Origin of the sequence: Streptomyces sp. BHT-5-2, from assembly GCF_019774615.1 — a bacterium.
Taxonomy (GTDB): Bacteria; Actinomycetota; Actinomycetes; order Streptomycetales; family Streptomycetaceae; genus Streptomyces.
In genome coordinates, this window is the sequence record NZ_CP081497.1 from 2,098,600 (window position 1) to 2,112,016 (window position 13,417).

Genomic DNA, 13,417 nt, shown 5'->3' on the forward strand with positions numbered 1-13,417 from the left:
CGCCATGGCCTGACCGTGATGTGAGACTGGCAGCATGGACCTGGAGCGTGAGTCACGGTGGGAAGAGGACGCAATGACGGTGGAGATCGTTTTCGCCCTGGTGACTGCCGTCGCGCTGGCAGCGGCGGTCTTCGCTGTCGCTCTGACTCTCGCACCGGCCTTTGGCATCTCTGGCTCAGCGAAGAAGAGTGTGCTGGCGGTGGGGGCATTGCTCGGAGCGGCGGCCGGAATGTGGCGGCTGGTCCGGGTGCTGCTTCGGTTTGACAAGCAGCGCCGACTGGGGCGCTGACTGCGGGCCTTCTCCTTGATGTCGGCAGCCTGCCGGCGCGGGGATCGTCGAGCGGCTGGTGCCGGGTGAGTTGTGGCAGTAGTTGTTCCAGCGGGTGGTGCCGGAGGCGCCGTCGCGGCCTCAGGGTGGTGGCCGACGCCGCCACGGTGACCGGGTGGTGCCGGCGGCGATCGTGTTCGTGGCGACGTCGGGCTGTACGGGGCAGCAACTGCCTGCCGCGTCGTTCGGGCCGTCCGGTGCGGAGACCCACCGCAGGTTCACCGAGTGGACGAAGGTCGTGCGGATCTCCGGCGCGAATCTGCACGAAAGCCGGGCACTCGAACCGTTCGTGCGGGGAATCCCGTCCGTCCCATCGCCTGCACCCTCATCTGCTGGCGCAGACTGTCCGCTCCCCTCCCGCCTCGGCGTTGAGAATCATGAAGTTCTCGGGGTTCGGCACCGGGGCGAATCCGGCCTTCGCATAGACCTCGTGCGCGTCGAGGGTCGACAGGAGGACACGCTTGAGCCGATAGGGAGCAAGGTGGTCGCGAACCGCGGTCGCGAGCCACGTCCCAAGTCCCTTGCCGCGATGGGCGGGTGCAACGTAAACGTCGCAGAGCCAAGCGAAAGTGGCACGGTCGGTGACCACGCGAGCGTAGGCAGCCTGGTCACCGCCGGCATCGTAGATGGCGAAGTTCAGTGAGCCGCGCACCGACTCTTCGACGGTTTCCCGGGTACGTCCCAGAGCCCAGAACGCGTCCGTCGAGAGCCAACGGTGCACTCGTTCCACTTCGAGGCGATCCGGGTCCGTAGAGAGCTCGTACCCGTCACCTCTACCGCTAGTGATCATGGGGCGGCAGCGTATCCATGATGCTTGGTTTTTCCAAGTGGCTGTCATGTCATATGTGCCGCAGGCAGCCCTCAGTGGCGCCAGGGCAGTTGAATCGGATCGGCGGGGACATGACCAGCCACGAGCCCGGCCGTCAATTTGGCCAGGCCGAAGGGATAGATCGTCTCGTTAGTGGCTGCCAGGTCAGCGATGGGCCACCAGCGATACCCGGCGTGGTAATTGCGCTCATTCGGCTCCTGGCCAGTCACGTCAACCTGGTGGCTCGTGACGCGAAGTTGGAAGAAGACGTCCCGGAAGATGCCTTCGGACCATCCGAGATCTGCATATCCGGAGGTTTCCGCAACCGCTGATCCCAGAGCCTCTGGTGCCACGGACAGGCCCGTCTCTTCGCGAAGCTCGCGGGCTGCCGCCTCCGACAGGGTCTCCCCGTCCTCGACACCGCCGCCGGGCGTGCACCATCCGTGGCCGCTCTCGGGAGCGTCCGGGTCGACATGGAACTTCAGCAAGAGCAGGCGGTCCAGATCGTCGAGCAACAGAACACGAGCGGAGTCGCGGCGATAACTTCCCTGATCAGGCATGTCAGCAGCGTAAGCGGAGGCCGCCAACCGTTCGTGCACGCACATCGGTTGACCCATGATGGTGGACCGCCGTACGCCGGTGCTCGAACTGGCCGTGTCCGTCACCATTCCAAGCCGGAGCGTCGGCATCATGAGTGCCATGGACGAGTCCAGCGAAGTCGTCACCGAGGACGAGGTGGACGGCCTGCCCGATGAGGACCGAACCGTCGACTGGCACGACGAGGACGCGTATCCAGAGGATCGCTGACGCCGGTGTCCGGACAGGGGCCGTCACGCGTCCTGTCCGGACGCCGGCAGTGTGCGGACGACGCGGACCGGGGCCGGCGCACGGCTGTGCATGCCCTCGGCGGTCCGGTGACCGGCCAGACCATGGCTCGACCGATATCGCCAGAGGTTCATCGACGGCCGCAACGTGCCCAGTCGGCTCCGGGGCGATGGTCGCCGCCGCTCCGCCCGGCAGAGGTCAGGAGGCAAATCTGCTCGACTGGTCAGACGAAGTAGAGGCGTTCGAGTTCGTCGCTGTCGGCCGACCTGGTGTAGAGGGTGCCGCCTTCTTGTGTGACCTTCTCCAGGTACGCGTAGATCTGCAGGGCGCGGTTGATGGTGTCGGTCTTGGTGTCGCCGGTGAGCTTGACGGCCTGGTCCAGTGCGGTGGCCGCCTTGGGGGCGAGGTTGACGGTGATGCGAGTCGGGCCGGCGCTCTGCCACTCCTGGGCAGCGGCTCCCTTGTGCGAGGTGGGCATGTGACGGCTTCCCCTTCGTCCGATCCGTCCGCGGCCTGATCCGACCAGACCCCTACACCATCCAAGATGCCCGACCGGCCATACGCTGTCAATCAATCGTATGCATGATACGCGCACCATGCATGCGCAAGACGTGCATCGCGTATGAACATTGCCCGGCCCCGTCACCGTTGCGTCGGGGCTGAGTAACAGTCACGTAAGGGTAGGGAAAGTGAAGTTGATGCACTTCACACCGGATCGCTAGCGTCGGGGCGTGAGCGGTTCAGGAGACGGAGGACAGCTGAGGGGAGATGGGTGGGAGATGGCCACCAGGGATCTCGACCTCAGCGTGGAAGAACCCAGCAACCGCGCGGACGCGGCCGTACTCAGGGAAACCACCGGACTGACCTTCAGGTGGGAGCTCGGCCCCGCCAAGATGGAGGTCGCCACCAACGAGGCCCAATCGATGTCGCCGTCCGCGATCGGCGTCGCCATGCTGCTGCTGTCCGCAGGAAGCAGCGTGCCGGCCGTGGTCCTCGCCCTGGCCAACCAGATCCTTCACGCCCCCGCCGTACTGATGGCCACCGGATCGATCGCGCTGTTCCTGGTGGTCTTCACCACCGGCACATTGCTGATGCTGCACGGCGGAGCAGTGGGGAGATCCCCGCAAGCCCCGGCTTTCGGAGACCGACCGGCTTCGGGCCGCAGGCACACGCGCTACCGCCGGCTGCGGCCACGCCGCCGCGCATCGGGTAGCTCCCGCTGATGCCCCGCCCCTCGTGGTCCGGTGCGAGGGGCTCGTCGCCCGGGAGGGCTCAAGCCCAGTCTTCAGCCCTCTTCCGGGAGGCTGTCCCACTCCGCACCCTCGCGGAAGAGCTCGTAGTCGTTCTCCGCGGCGATCTCCTCGGCGTGCGCGCGGCTGCGGACCGGGGTCTCGTACCGGTGGCTGGCCACCTCGCCGTGGACGCCGCCGTCATCGACCACTTCGATCGAGTGTGTCTCGTACACGACGATCCCGGCCTCCACCGAGCTCCAGACCAGATGCATGCTTGTCGCCACCGGAACTCACCCTCCGAAGCTTGGCGCTGACCTCCTACCTCCAGAGTCCCATCTTGAAGCGGTGAGTCGCCCACGTAGGCACCCGTGTCGGCGTGTGCGCCGACGGTGGCGCTCGTTGCGGTGGTGCAGCTGGTCCACCAGATGGCCGCTGCGGAATGCTCCCCGGTGATCTGCCAGCCCTTTGCCAGTTGTCAGTGGAAACGAGCCGAATGCCGGACGACACCCTGGGGCCGGCCGGATTCCCGGGCCCGGAGGACATCGAGGTCAGAAGCTGTGCCGGAACCGGTGATCGAAACGCACTGCCGGCCCCTCTCGCCCCATACAGGTGCGTTCCCTTGCGCTCACAGGGATCAGCACTCGACTTCGTCCAACCCGCTTGGCGCACGCCGACGGGAGGGCCGCTACCGGCCCTTCCGGTTGATCTTCATGGTGTCCATGTCGGTGGCGGTGGCCCGCAGTTCCCGGTATCCCAGGTCCGCGGCCCGCAGCGCCTCGGCCGCCTTCTCCTCCCCGAGCGCGGCGGCCATCTCCTCGCCGTACTCGGCGTCCGAGACGATGACGTAGCGGTAGCTGAAGGCGTGCAGCGCGGTGTCGTAGGTCAGCGAGCCCTTGGGGGTGAACCTCATCTGGGCGAGCCCGTGGTCGTCGGCCTCCGTGAGCAGCGTCGTCCGGGCCTCCTCGGTGAGGTTGTCCCACTTGCCGCGGACGATCACTCGGTAGGTGTGCTGCGTGGTCATCTCCACCGCTTCCGTTCTGCCGTGCCGTTCCCGTGTGCAGCAGTAGAGGCTATGCGTCCGTACGCCCGGCCGCCTGGGCATTTTCGTGCAACCCCCTGCAACCACAGGCCGTTTGCGCACCGCCCGATAAGATCGTCGTATGCGCCGGAACGTGCTGATCGATGCCCCGTCCAACCTGGGACTGCGGCCGCCCGCCCCGGGAGCGGTGCCTGGTTGCTACAAACTCGCCGGAGCACTGCGGGAGCAGGGACTGCTGCGGCGGCTCGGGGCACTGGAGGGCGGCGTGGTGGTGCCGCCCCGTTACGGCCTGGGGGACTGGCGTGAGGGAGACGGGGACTTCCACGCCGCGGCGATCGCCGGGTACACCGTGCGGCTCGCCCGCCGGGTGCAGGGCCATGTGCGCAGCGGTGACTTCCCCGTCGTCCTCGGCGGCGACTGCAGCATCCTGCTCGGCGCGGTGCTCGCGCTGCGACGCCTGGGACGGTACGGCGTGGCCTATCTGGACGGGCACACCGACTTCCGGCATCCGGGGAACACCGATGTGTGCGGCCCCGTCGGCGCCGCGGCAGGAGAGGGCATCGCCCAGATCACCGGCCGCGGCCAGGCCGATCTGACGGACATCGAGGGGCTCCGCCCGTATGTCCGCGACGAGGACGTGAGCCTCCTCGGGGCCCGCGACGCGGAAGAGGGCCAGGAGGAGCTGGCCAGACTGGGCATCAGCTGCACCACCGTGGCGGAGATCCGGCGGCGCGGCCCGGAGGCGGTCGCCAGGGCGGCCCTTCGGCACCTCCAGAACTCCCCGCTGGACGGCTTCTGGATCCATCTGGACGCCGATGTGCTGGACCCGTCCGTGATGCCCGCGGTGGACAGCCCCGATCCCGGCGGCCTGTTCACCGACGAACTGCGTGCCCTGCTGGCCCCGTTGGCCGCCTCCCCGCGCTGTGTGGGCATCACCGTGGCCATCTACGACCCGGACCGCGACCCCGATGGGTCCGGGGCGGTCCTGCTGGCCGATCTCCTCGAAGGCGTCTTTGCGCAACCCTGACTCCAGCTGGCCGACAGGAGCCCTGTTCAGACGGGCGATCACGTTGTTCCATGGTCAACAGGGGGCCGCCGCAGCCGAGGGGGTCCGGTCCGAACCTGCGAGGCGACTGTGGCCACGAGTGTGCGACGCACCACCCTGACCCTGCCCCTGGCCGCCCTCGGCCCCGACAACCCGCTGCCCGCACTTCGGGACCCCGGTGACGTGCACCGCGTCGAGATCCCCAAGGACGCCGCGCTCCCTGCCGACATGGCACGGCAGATCGGCCGGCAGCCGCTGCGCTCCCTCCTCCCGGTCCGGATGCGGGACGGCTACGGCCGGGACCGCCACAGCACCGACCTCGACGCACTGGTCATCGAGAACGACCGGCTGCGCGCCACCGTCCTGCCCGGCCTCGGCGGCCGGATCCACTCCCTCCACCACAAGCCCACCGGCCGCGAACTCCTCTACCGCAACCCGGTGATGCAGCCCGCGGCCTTCGCCCTCAACGGCGCGTGGTTCTCCGGCGGCATCGAGTGGAACATCGGCGCCACCGGGCACACCACCCTCTCCTGCGCCCCCCTGCACGCGGCCCGGGTCCCGGCCCCCGACGGCGGCGAGATGCTCCGCCTGTGGGAGTGGGAGCGGCTGCGCGACCTGCCCTTCCAGGTGGACCTGTGGCTGCCCGACGGCGCCGACTTCCTCTACGTGGGCGTACGGATCCGCAACCCGCACCACCACACCGTCCCGGTGTACTGGTGGTCCAACACCGCTGTCCCCGAGGACGCGCACACCCGCGTACTGGCTCCGGCCGACGCCGCCTGGCACTTCGGATACGAGCGCACCCTGCGGCACGTCCCGGTACCGGAGTCCGACGGGGCGGATCGCACCTACCCGTTGGAGAGCGAGTTCCCCGCGGACTACTTCTACGACCTGCCCGAGGGCGCACGCCCCTGGATCGCTTCCCTCGACCGCGACGGCCGCGGTCTGGTGCAGACCTCCACCGCCACCCTCACCGGCCGCAAGCTGTTCGTATGGGGCGCCGGACGGGCCGGACGGCGCTGGCAGCGCTGGCTCACCGCACCGGGCACCGGCGGCTACGCCGAGATCCAGGCCGGGCTGGCCCGCACCCAGCTGGAGCACGTCCCCCTCGACGCCGGCGGGGAGTTCAGCTGGCTGGAGGCGTACGGGCCACTGGCCGCCGATCCCGCGGCCGTGCACGGCGCGGACTGGTCGGCGGCCCGCGCCGCCGTGGAGGACGGCCTGGCGGCGGCGCTGCCCCGGGACGACGTCGACGCCGCGTACGCGGCCTGGCTCCCGTATGCCGACATCGAGCCGAAGGAGAAGCTGGCCACCGGCTCGGGCTGGGGCGCCCTCGAAGTGGCCCGCACCGGCCTGGAACTCCCCGGCACACCGTTCGACCCCGCCACCATGGGCGCCGAGCAGCAGCCCTGGCTGGCCCTGCTCAGGACGGGCGAACTGCCGGCCGCCGGCCCCGTCCCCGGCCCGGCGCCGGTCGCCCCGCCCTGGCGCGACCTCCTGGAGTCCGCCAGTCCGGGGCCGGCCGTCGAGTACCACCTCGGGCTCGCCCAGTGGCACGCCGGCGACCGGGCGCAGGCCGTGCGCAGTTGGGAGCGGGCGCTGGCGCACGGCGCCGGGTGCCTGCCGCTGTACTGCCTGGCCGTCGCCGAGTCCGTCGCGGGCGAGACGGCGCACGCCGCCGACCGGTTCACCGAGGCGTTCGACTGCGCCACCGGGGCGGCCGCCTCCGACGACGCGACTGCCTCCGACGCCTCGGCTGCCTTCGGCGACCCGGCCGCCGCCCGCGCCGGGCGGGAGGTCCTGCCCGCCCTCGTCCGGGAGGCGGTGCCCGTGCTGCTCGCGGCGGGCCGCGCCGAGACCGCCGCCGGAATGCTGGCGGCCCTGCGCCCGGCCGAACGCGCCCGCGGCCGCTTCCGTCTGCTGGCGGCACAGGTCCTGCTGGCCCAGGGACAGCCGAGGGCGGCGCGCGAGATCTTCGACGAGGGCTTCGAGATCGCCGATCTCCGGGAGGGCGACGAGACGTTGAGCGATACCTGGTACGCCATCGCCGAACGGCTGCTGGCGGGGGATGGCCCGGTCACCGCGGACACCGTCGCGCGGGCCCGCGCGGAGGATCCGCTGCCGGAGCGCTACGAGTTCCGGATGCGTCCGGCGAAGCGTACATAGCGGGTGCGACTCCGACGCCGCCCGGGCGTCGCGGATGCCCCCGCCGGCAACGCCGTCCGGCCGGCACCCACCTCGCACGAACTGGCATATGCCACTTCGAAAAGATCGCAGAGCCGCGGAATCATCACCGAGCGTCACATGTTGTGACGGTCATGAAGGCAATCACTACGAACAGTTATGGCGGCCCCGAGGTTCTCACCTACTCCGACCAGCCCGATCCCAAGGTCGGGCCGGACTCGGTGCTGATCCGAGTGAAGGCCGCCGGAGTCAATCCGGTCGACTGGAAGATCGTCGCGGGCTATCTGGACGGCATGATGCACGCCCACTTCCCGCTCATCCCGGGGTGGGACGTGGCGGGAGTGGTCGAGGCGGTCGGCGCCGACGCCCCCGAATACGCGGTGGGCGACGAAGTCATCGGCTACGTCCGCAAGGACGAGGTGCAGCACGGCACCTACGCCGAACTGGTCGCGGCACCGGTGCGCACCCTGGCGCGCAGGCCCGCGTCGCTCAGCTGGCGGCAGGCCGCCGGACTGCCGCTCGCCGGGCTGACGGCCTATCAGTCGCTCAAGCGGGTCCGGGTCAAGGCCGACGACCTGGTGCTGGTGCACGCCGCCGCAGGTGGAGTCGGCTCACTGGCCGTCCAGATCGCGGTCGCCGAGGGGGCCCGCGTGATCGGCACGGCCAGTGAGCGCAACCACGACTTCCTGCGGTCCCTGGGCGCCGAACCGGTGACCTACGGCGACGGGCTCGCGGACCGGGTGCGGTCCCTGGCGCCCGAAGGCGTCGACGCCGCCCTGGACTTCGTCGGCGGCGGTGCGGTGGAACTCTCGCAAGAGGTGCTCAAGGACCGCAGCCGGGTGGCGTCCATCGCCGACGGCGAAGTGCGCGCGAAGGGCGGCCACATGGTGTGGGTCAGACCCGACACCGCCGACCTGACCGCACTGGCCATCCTCGCGGACGCGGGCAAGCTCACCGTGCCTGTCGATGCGTCCTTCCCGCTCCGAGAGGCCGCCGAGGCATTTCGACTCAGCATGGCCGGCCGAACCCGAGGCAAGATCGTCCTGGAGGTGTGACAGGGCGTGACGGAGCGGAGGGCAGGGAGGCGGGAGGCAACCAGGAAGGCGGCGAGGCGCCGAGTGGAGCGCGAACGATGACCTGGAAGCCCTCTGCCCCGCCCGCGTCACGAGCTTGAGCGCGAGATGCCCGAGGCGCCCGAGCGGTGGCCCGGGAGCTTCGCCGTTTGGGTCTCAGCGGCGGTCGTCGAGCCCACTCACGGCCTTCACGGGCCGCTCCGTGGCCATGCCGGTGCCATGCCGGTGATCAGACGGAGGCCGCCCTGACATCCGGCGACGGCAGGCCCCAGGCACGTTCGATGCGACGCCCAACCTCGGTTGGCAGACGCCAAGTTGGGTGATTGGGGAAACTCGCTACCAAAGGCCAGAACGAATCCGTGAAGTGGTTCAATGGGGAAAAGGGGTATGTCTTCATCGCGCCGGAATCCGGGTCCGATCCGTACGTTCATTCCGGGGCGACCGAGGGCAACGGCTTCAAGTCCCTGAAGGCGGGGAGAAGTTCTCCTGTGAAGCCGTTCAGAGGCACAAGAAGGGGATGCGGGCCGAAAGCGGCCGCCGGAGTAGGCGCCCCTCTGGGGTGGCGACGGGCCCGTAGTCGGGTCGGCTGATCGGCCGGCTCCAGTACGGGCCGGGCCCGCTGTCCTGCTCATGCGCGATCGCGGTCGTGGAAGCGCTTGGCCACCGGGGACCTCCTCGACGGATTCGGGTCGGCGCCGGTGACCGCGGAGGTGATCGGGCGGGGTGCTGCACCACGTGACACCTCCGGGAACCGAGGTCGGGGCGCGCGAGGGCTCGCCCCGACCATGGCTGTCACGAGACCTTGATCACCCATGCGAGTGAGATCCTCGGGAACCCCGGGCCACGTGGCCCGAGTCTTGGTGAAGTGTCGATCGCAGGGCTTCTCTGCCTGTTGGTGCAATGGGCCGGGAATTTCCTGCCAGATATTCGCTTTCACCGACCCCTGACGAAACAAGGCATCGCCATAAGGCATCGCCATCGAGGTGCGGCCGGCCGATGGGACTCCGATCTGCCCCGCACCCCCGAGGCGGTCGTGAATTCATCGCAAGGGAGAATGAGTTGGTAGCGGAGCACGAGTCTGTCGGCTTACCTCGTCCGAGTAATCGGCAAGACCGCCGGTACGCGGGAATCTCCGTCGCGGTGGTGGGCGAGGCCCCGGTCATCCGCCACGGAATCCCGCCGATGTTCGCATCCACTCCCGAGATCCGGTCGATGCGGTGTTTCTCGGAGATGCCGGCGGTCGACGAGCTGTCCGGTTATGACGTGCTGGTCCTCGGCCTCCACTCGCGGCGGGACCTGGGCCTGCTGCGGCTGGCCCATGACCTGGCCGTCGTCTGCCGTTTGGTGCTGCTGTGCACGTCGGTCACCACGGCGGCTGCCCTGGCCCTGCTCGATGCCGGAGCCGACGGCTATCTGACCACGGACGCCGACGCGATGGCCTTCCGGGAGGCGGTGCTGCGTGTGGCCCGCGGCCACACCTATCTGCATCGACCGGTGGCGGAACTGATCCGCGGCAACAGCAGGCCGGTCACCCCGAAACTGGCGCCGCGGGAGGTGGAGTTGCTCGGCTATCTGGCCATCGGGCTCACCCATGCGCAGGCGGCCCGTCGGATGGGCGTGGCCGTCGGCACAGTGGAGACATACGTCCGCCGGGTCCGAGCGAAGTGCGCCATCTCCGGGCCCATTCGCCTCGCCCGTGTCGCCAGAGAGGCGCGGCTGCAACTGATGCTCGGCTGCCAGCCGAACTGACGGTGGTCAAGTCCCCGATTCCGGGACCTCGGATGCGACATCATTTCGGGGCTTTCGTCCCACCGTTCTCACGCGCCCCGGACAGCGGCCGCATTATAGGGGCTTCGGAAACTCGACACCCTCCGGACCGACCGGATTCGGCCGCTCCAGTCCGCGGTGTGGGCACTGGCAAGTCCTCAGTTGTGTGGACTCACCCTTAGTCGGACGTGCCGATAATCATGATTACTCCCGGCCGTGACTGCGGCGACCTTTGGGGGCTGATTCCGATGGAGCTGGCGGCGTTCTACCTCGCCCACTGTCTGGCCGATCCGGACTTCTACGACACCGCGCAGCGCTGGGACGACTCGGCAAGCCGATTCACGAGGGCCGGTGCCGAGCCGCCCGGCGGCTGGCAGCGGTTCGAGCAGGGACTCTGGGTGCTCCAACTCCCGCCCGACCACCGCCTTCCCGAGCAGGGCTGGAAGGTCCATGTCTCGGCGGGCCTGGACAATGCGGAGGAGGTGTTGGGCGTGGTGTGGGAGCACTGTGTCGAGCGCCGGATCGCGTTCAAGTTCCTGCGCAGCCGGCAGGTTCTGCAACTGACCAACGCCAAGTACGCCGACCGCGGATCCAGCGGCAAGTTCTGCACGATCTACCCGAACTCCGCCGAAGAGTTGTCGGGGGCGCTCACCGAACTGGGCGACGCGCTCGACGGCCGGCCCGGCCCGTACGTCCTCAGCGACCTCCGGTGGCGCAACGGCCCTCTGTTCGTGCGCTACGGCGCCTTCCAGCACCGCACCTGTCGCGGCCGGAACGGCGAGCCGGTCCCGGCGCTGACCGATCCGCGGACCGGACAACTGGTGCCGGACCTCCGCGGGCCGGCCTTCCGCGTGCCGCCGTGGGTCGAGCCGCCCCCCTTCCTGACCGAGGCGATGGCCGCGCGCAACAACGGCGCCGGCACGTTCCCGTACGAGGTACAGAAGGCGTTGCACTTCTCCAACGCGGGCGGCGTCTACCTCGCGACCGATCCGGACACCGGGCGGAGCGTGGTACTCAAGGAAGCCCGCCCGCTGGCCGGGTTGGACACCGACGGGGTGGACGCGGTGGCGCGGCTCCGGCACGAGCACGCCATCCTCGACCAGCTCGCCGGACTGGCGGTGGTGCCCCGGGTGCTCGGGGACTTCACCTGTTGGGAACACCACTTCCTGGTCCAGGAGTACATCGAGGGGGAGACCCTGACCCAGGCTGCGGCCGGCCGGCATCCGTACACCAAGCCTGAGCCGTCGGCCAGGGAGATCGCGGACTTCGCAGCCTGGGCGGTGGAGGTCGTCGGGAAGGTGCGCGCCGCGCTGAGTGCGATCCACTCCCGGGGCGTCGTGGTGGGTGACGTCCACCCCTCCAACATCCTGTTGCGCCCGGACGGCAGCGTCGTGCTGGTCGACTTCGAGCTGGCGCTGCCCATCGGCGCGGCGGACCGTCCGACGTTGGGCGCGCCCGGGTTCGTTCCCCCGGAGGGCTGCACCGGCCCGGCCATCGACCACTACGGGCTCGCCGCCACGGCGTTGTGGGTGTTCGTGTCCGTCGCGCCCGTGCTGCAGACCGGGAACCCCGGCAAGTCCGAGCTCTTCCTCCAGGTGCTGGCCGACCGCTTCGGAGTCCCCGAGCCCTTCGTCGCCGCCCTGCGCCGCGACCTTCGGCCTCGGCACGAGACCTCCGGAGCGACGGCCGACCACGTGCACCAACCCGTTCTCCAGGCACTCGGCGACCCGAAGCCGGAGGACTGGCCGCAGCTGCGCCGGTCGATCGCCGAGGGCATCCTGGCGGCGGCCACCCCGCAGCGATCCGACCGGCTGTTCCCGGGCGACGTCGAGCAGTTCCGCACCGGCGGACTCAACATCGCGCACGGCGCGGCCGGTGTGCTGCTCGCCCTGGCCGAGGCCGGTCTGCCGCCCGACCCCGAGCATGTCGACTGGCTGATCCGCGCGGTGAAGCGCTGGGACGCGCCCCAGCCCGGCTTCTACGACGGGCTGCACGGAATCGCCTACGTCCTCGACCGGCTGGGGCACCGCGTCCCCGCACTGGCCGTCCTGGACCGCGCGGTGGATCTGACGGATGCCGAACCGCCCCTCGCCGGCCTCCACTCCGGGCTCGCCGGAATGGGGCTGAACCTCCTGCACTTCGGCACCGCGGACGCGGACTGCCGACACCGGGCACTGACGGTCGCCGGGCGTCTGGCCGACGCAATACGCACCGGCACACTGCGGCCGGACCGGCCCACCGCCGCCGGGCTGATGTTCGGGTCGACCGGCGTCGCCCTGTTCTTCCTGCACTGCTTCCGTGCCACGTCCGACCCGGAGTTCCTCGACCTGGCGCGGGCCGCGCTGCACCGGGACCTGGCAGACTGCGAGACCGGACCGGGCGACACCTTGCAGGTCCGCGAGCAGCACAGGTTGATGCCCCATCTGGGCATCGGCACCGCCGGAATGGCCCCGGTGCTCGGCGAACTGCTCCGGCAGTGCGACGATGCCCAACTCGCCCACGCGTACGAGCGGATCCGCCGTACCTGCCGGGCCGAGTCCGGGATCTTCCCAGGGCTGTTCACCGGTCACGCCGGGGTGCTGGCGTCTCTGGCGGCCACCGGTTCCCGTCCCGCTCTGGACGACCCCGCCGTGCGCACGCACCTGAACCGGCTGTCCTGGTACGCCGAGATCCGCCACGGCCGGCTGGTCTTCCCGGGCGAACAGCTCTACCGGCTCTCCACGGACCTGGCGACCGGGGCGGCAGGCGTACTGCTCGCCCTCACCGCGGTCTTCGACGACCGCCGCGACTTCCTGCCCTTCCTGCCGGCGGGCGCCGCCACGCCCCGGCAGACCCAGACCTGCGATCCCGCAGGACCTAGACAAGAAAGGAGGTGAACCACCATGGCCATGATCCTGGAGCTGCAGGAGATGGAGACCACGCACGGTCCCTCGCTCACTCCGAGCAACGTGCTGAGCACGCTCCTCCACGCCGACATCGGTTGTCTGTGACGCATCGCGCGACGCACCAGGTGAGGGAATGCCTGACGCGTCGATGATCACAGCGCTGGGTGGGGCAAGCCACCGTACCGCCCCACCCAGTGGCCGTCATCGCCACCGGACGCCGCCCGTGCCACC

General features: G+C 69.8%; 13 protein-coding genes and 2 pseudogenes. 10 read left to right on the plus strand and 5 right to left on the minus strand.

Going from position 1 to position 13,417, the window contains the following annotated elements; all coding sequences use genetic code 11:
- Nucleotides 1-34 precede the first annotated feature (34 nt).
- Nucleotides 35-289, plus strand: a complete 255-nt coding sequence (locus K2224_RS36970; protein WP_221911473.1) for a DUF6332 family protein — start codon at nt 35-37, stop codon at nt 287-289.
- A gap of 82 nt (nt 290-371) precedes the next feature.
- Nucleotides 372-567 (plus strand): annotated as a pseudogene (locus tag K2224_RS36975) (transposase); the annotation flags it as partial.
- An 86-nt stretch (nt 568-653) separates the two neighbouring features.
- On the opposite strand, the gene K2224_RS36980 reads toward K2224_RS36975, so the two are convergent.
- Together K2224_RS36980 and K2224_RS36985 are read right to left on the minus strand one after the other, a co-directional pair.
- Complete coding sequence (locus K2224_RS36980) at nt 654-1,118, minus strand: GNAT family N-acetyltransferase (protein WP_221911474.1); 465 nt, start codon at nt 1,116-1,118, stop codon at nt 654-656.
- Between the two features lie 71 nt (nt 1,119-1,189).
- The gene (locus K2224_RS36985; protein WP_221911475.1) at nt 1,190-1,696 is read right to left on the minus strand and encodes an NUDIX hydrolase; all 507 of its coding nucleotides are present in this window, start codon (nt 1,694-1,696) and stop codon (nt 1,190-1,192) included.
- Nucleotides 1,697-1,751: 55 nt separating this feature from the next.
- On the opposite strand from K2224_RS36985, the gene K2224_RS36990 reads away from it, so the two are divergent.
- Complete coding sequence (locus tag K2224_RS36990) at nt 1,752-1,943, plus strand: hypothetical protein (protein ID WP_221911476.1); 192 nt, start codon at nt 1,752-1,754, stop codon at nt 1,941-1,943.
- 241 nt (nt 1,944-2,184) lie between these two features.
- On the opposite strand, the gene K2224_RS36995 is transcribed toward K2224_RS36990, so the two are convergent.
- Nucleotides 2,185-2,439: a hypothetical protein gene (locus K2224_RS36995; RefSeq protein ID WP_221911477.1), complete on the minus strand. Its 255-nt coding sequence runs from the start codon at nt 2,437-2,439 to the stop codon at nt 2,185-2,187.
- A 301-nt stretch (nt 2,440-2,740) separates the two neighbouring features.
- On the opposite strand from K2224_RS36995, the gene K2224_RS37000 reads away from it, so the two are divergent.
- Nucleotides 2,741-3,184: a hypothetical protein gene (locus K2224_RS37000; RefSeq protein WP_221911478.1), complete on the plus strand. Its 444-nt coding sequence runs from the start codon at nt 2,741-2,743 to the stop codon at nt 3,182-3,184.
- 62 nt (nt 3,185-3,246) lie between these two features.
- Here the strand turns inward: K2224_RS37000 and K2224_RS37005 are convergent, their stop codons facing one another.
- Nucleotides 3,247-3,477, minus strand: a complete 231-nt coding sequence (locus K2224_RS37005) for a hypothetical protein (protein ID WP_221911479.1) — start codon at nt 3,475-3,477, stop codon at nt 3,247-3,249.
- A 401-nt stretch (nt 3,478-3,878) separates the two neighbouring features.
- The gene (locus K2224_RS37010) at nt 3,879-4,214 is read right to left on the minus strand and encodes a DUF6204 family protein (protein ID WP_221911480.1); all 336 of its coding nucleotides are present in this window, start codon (nt 4,212-4,214) and stop codon (nt 3,879-3,881) included.
- A 139-nt stretch (nt 4,215-4,353) separates the two neighbouring features.
- Here K2224_RS37010 and K2224_RS37015 point away from each other — a divergent pair, with 139 nt between their 5' ends.
- The 6 genes and pseudogenes from K2224_RS37015 to lanKC all read left to right on the plus strand — a co-directional run bounded on the left by K2224_RS37015 (nt 4,354) and on the right by lanKC (nt 13,177).
- The gene (locus K2224_RS37015; protein ID WP_221911481.1) at nt 4,354-5,259 is read left to right on the plus strand and encodes an arginase family protein; all 906 of its coding nucleotides are present in this window, start codon (nt 4,354-4,356) and stop codon (nt 5,257-5,259) included.
- A 108-nt stretch (nt 5,260-5,367) separates the two neighbouring features.
- Nucleotides 5,368-7,443 (plus strand): DUF5107 domain-containing protein, encoded by a 2,076-nt coding sequence (locus tag K2224_RS37020; RefSeq protein ID WP_221911482.1) that lies wholly within the window; start codon nt 5,368-5,370, stop codon nt 7,441-7,443.
- 152 nt (nt 7,444-7,595) lie between these two features.
- Complete coding sequence (locus K2224_RS37025; RefSeq protein ID WP_221911483.1) at nt 7,596-8,516, plus strand: NADP-dependent oxidoreductase; 921 nt, start codon at nt 7,596-7,598, stop codon at nt 8,514-8,516.
- Between the two features lie 341 nt (nt 8,517-8,857).
- A pseudogene (locus K2224_RS37030) lies at nt 8,858-9,111 on the plus strand (cold-shock protein).
- A 605-nt stretch (nt 9,112-9,716) separates the two neighbouring features.
- Nucleotides 9,717-10,283, plus strand: coding sequence for a LuxR C-terminal-related transcriptional regulator (locus K2224_RS37035; protein WP_221911485.1), 567 nt, complete (start codon nt 9,717-9,719; stop codon nt 10,281-10,283).
- 206 nt (nt 10,284-10,489) lie between these two features.
- Nucleotides 10,490-13,177, plus strand: a complete 2,688-nt coding sequence (lanKC, locus tag K2224_RS37040) for a class III lanthionine synthetase LanKC (protein ID WP_221911486.1) — start codon at nt 10,490-10,492, stop codon at nt 13,175-13,177.
- Nucleotides 13,178-13,417 lie beyond the last annotated feature (240 nt).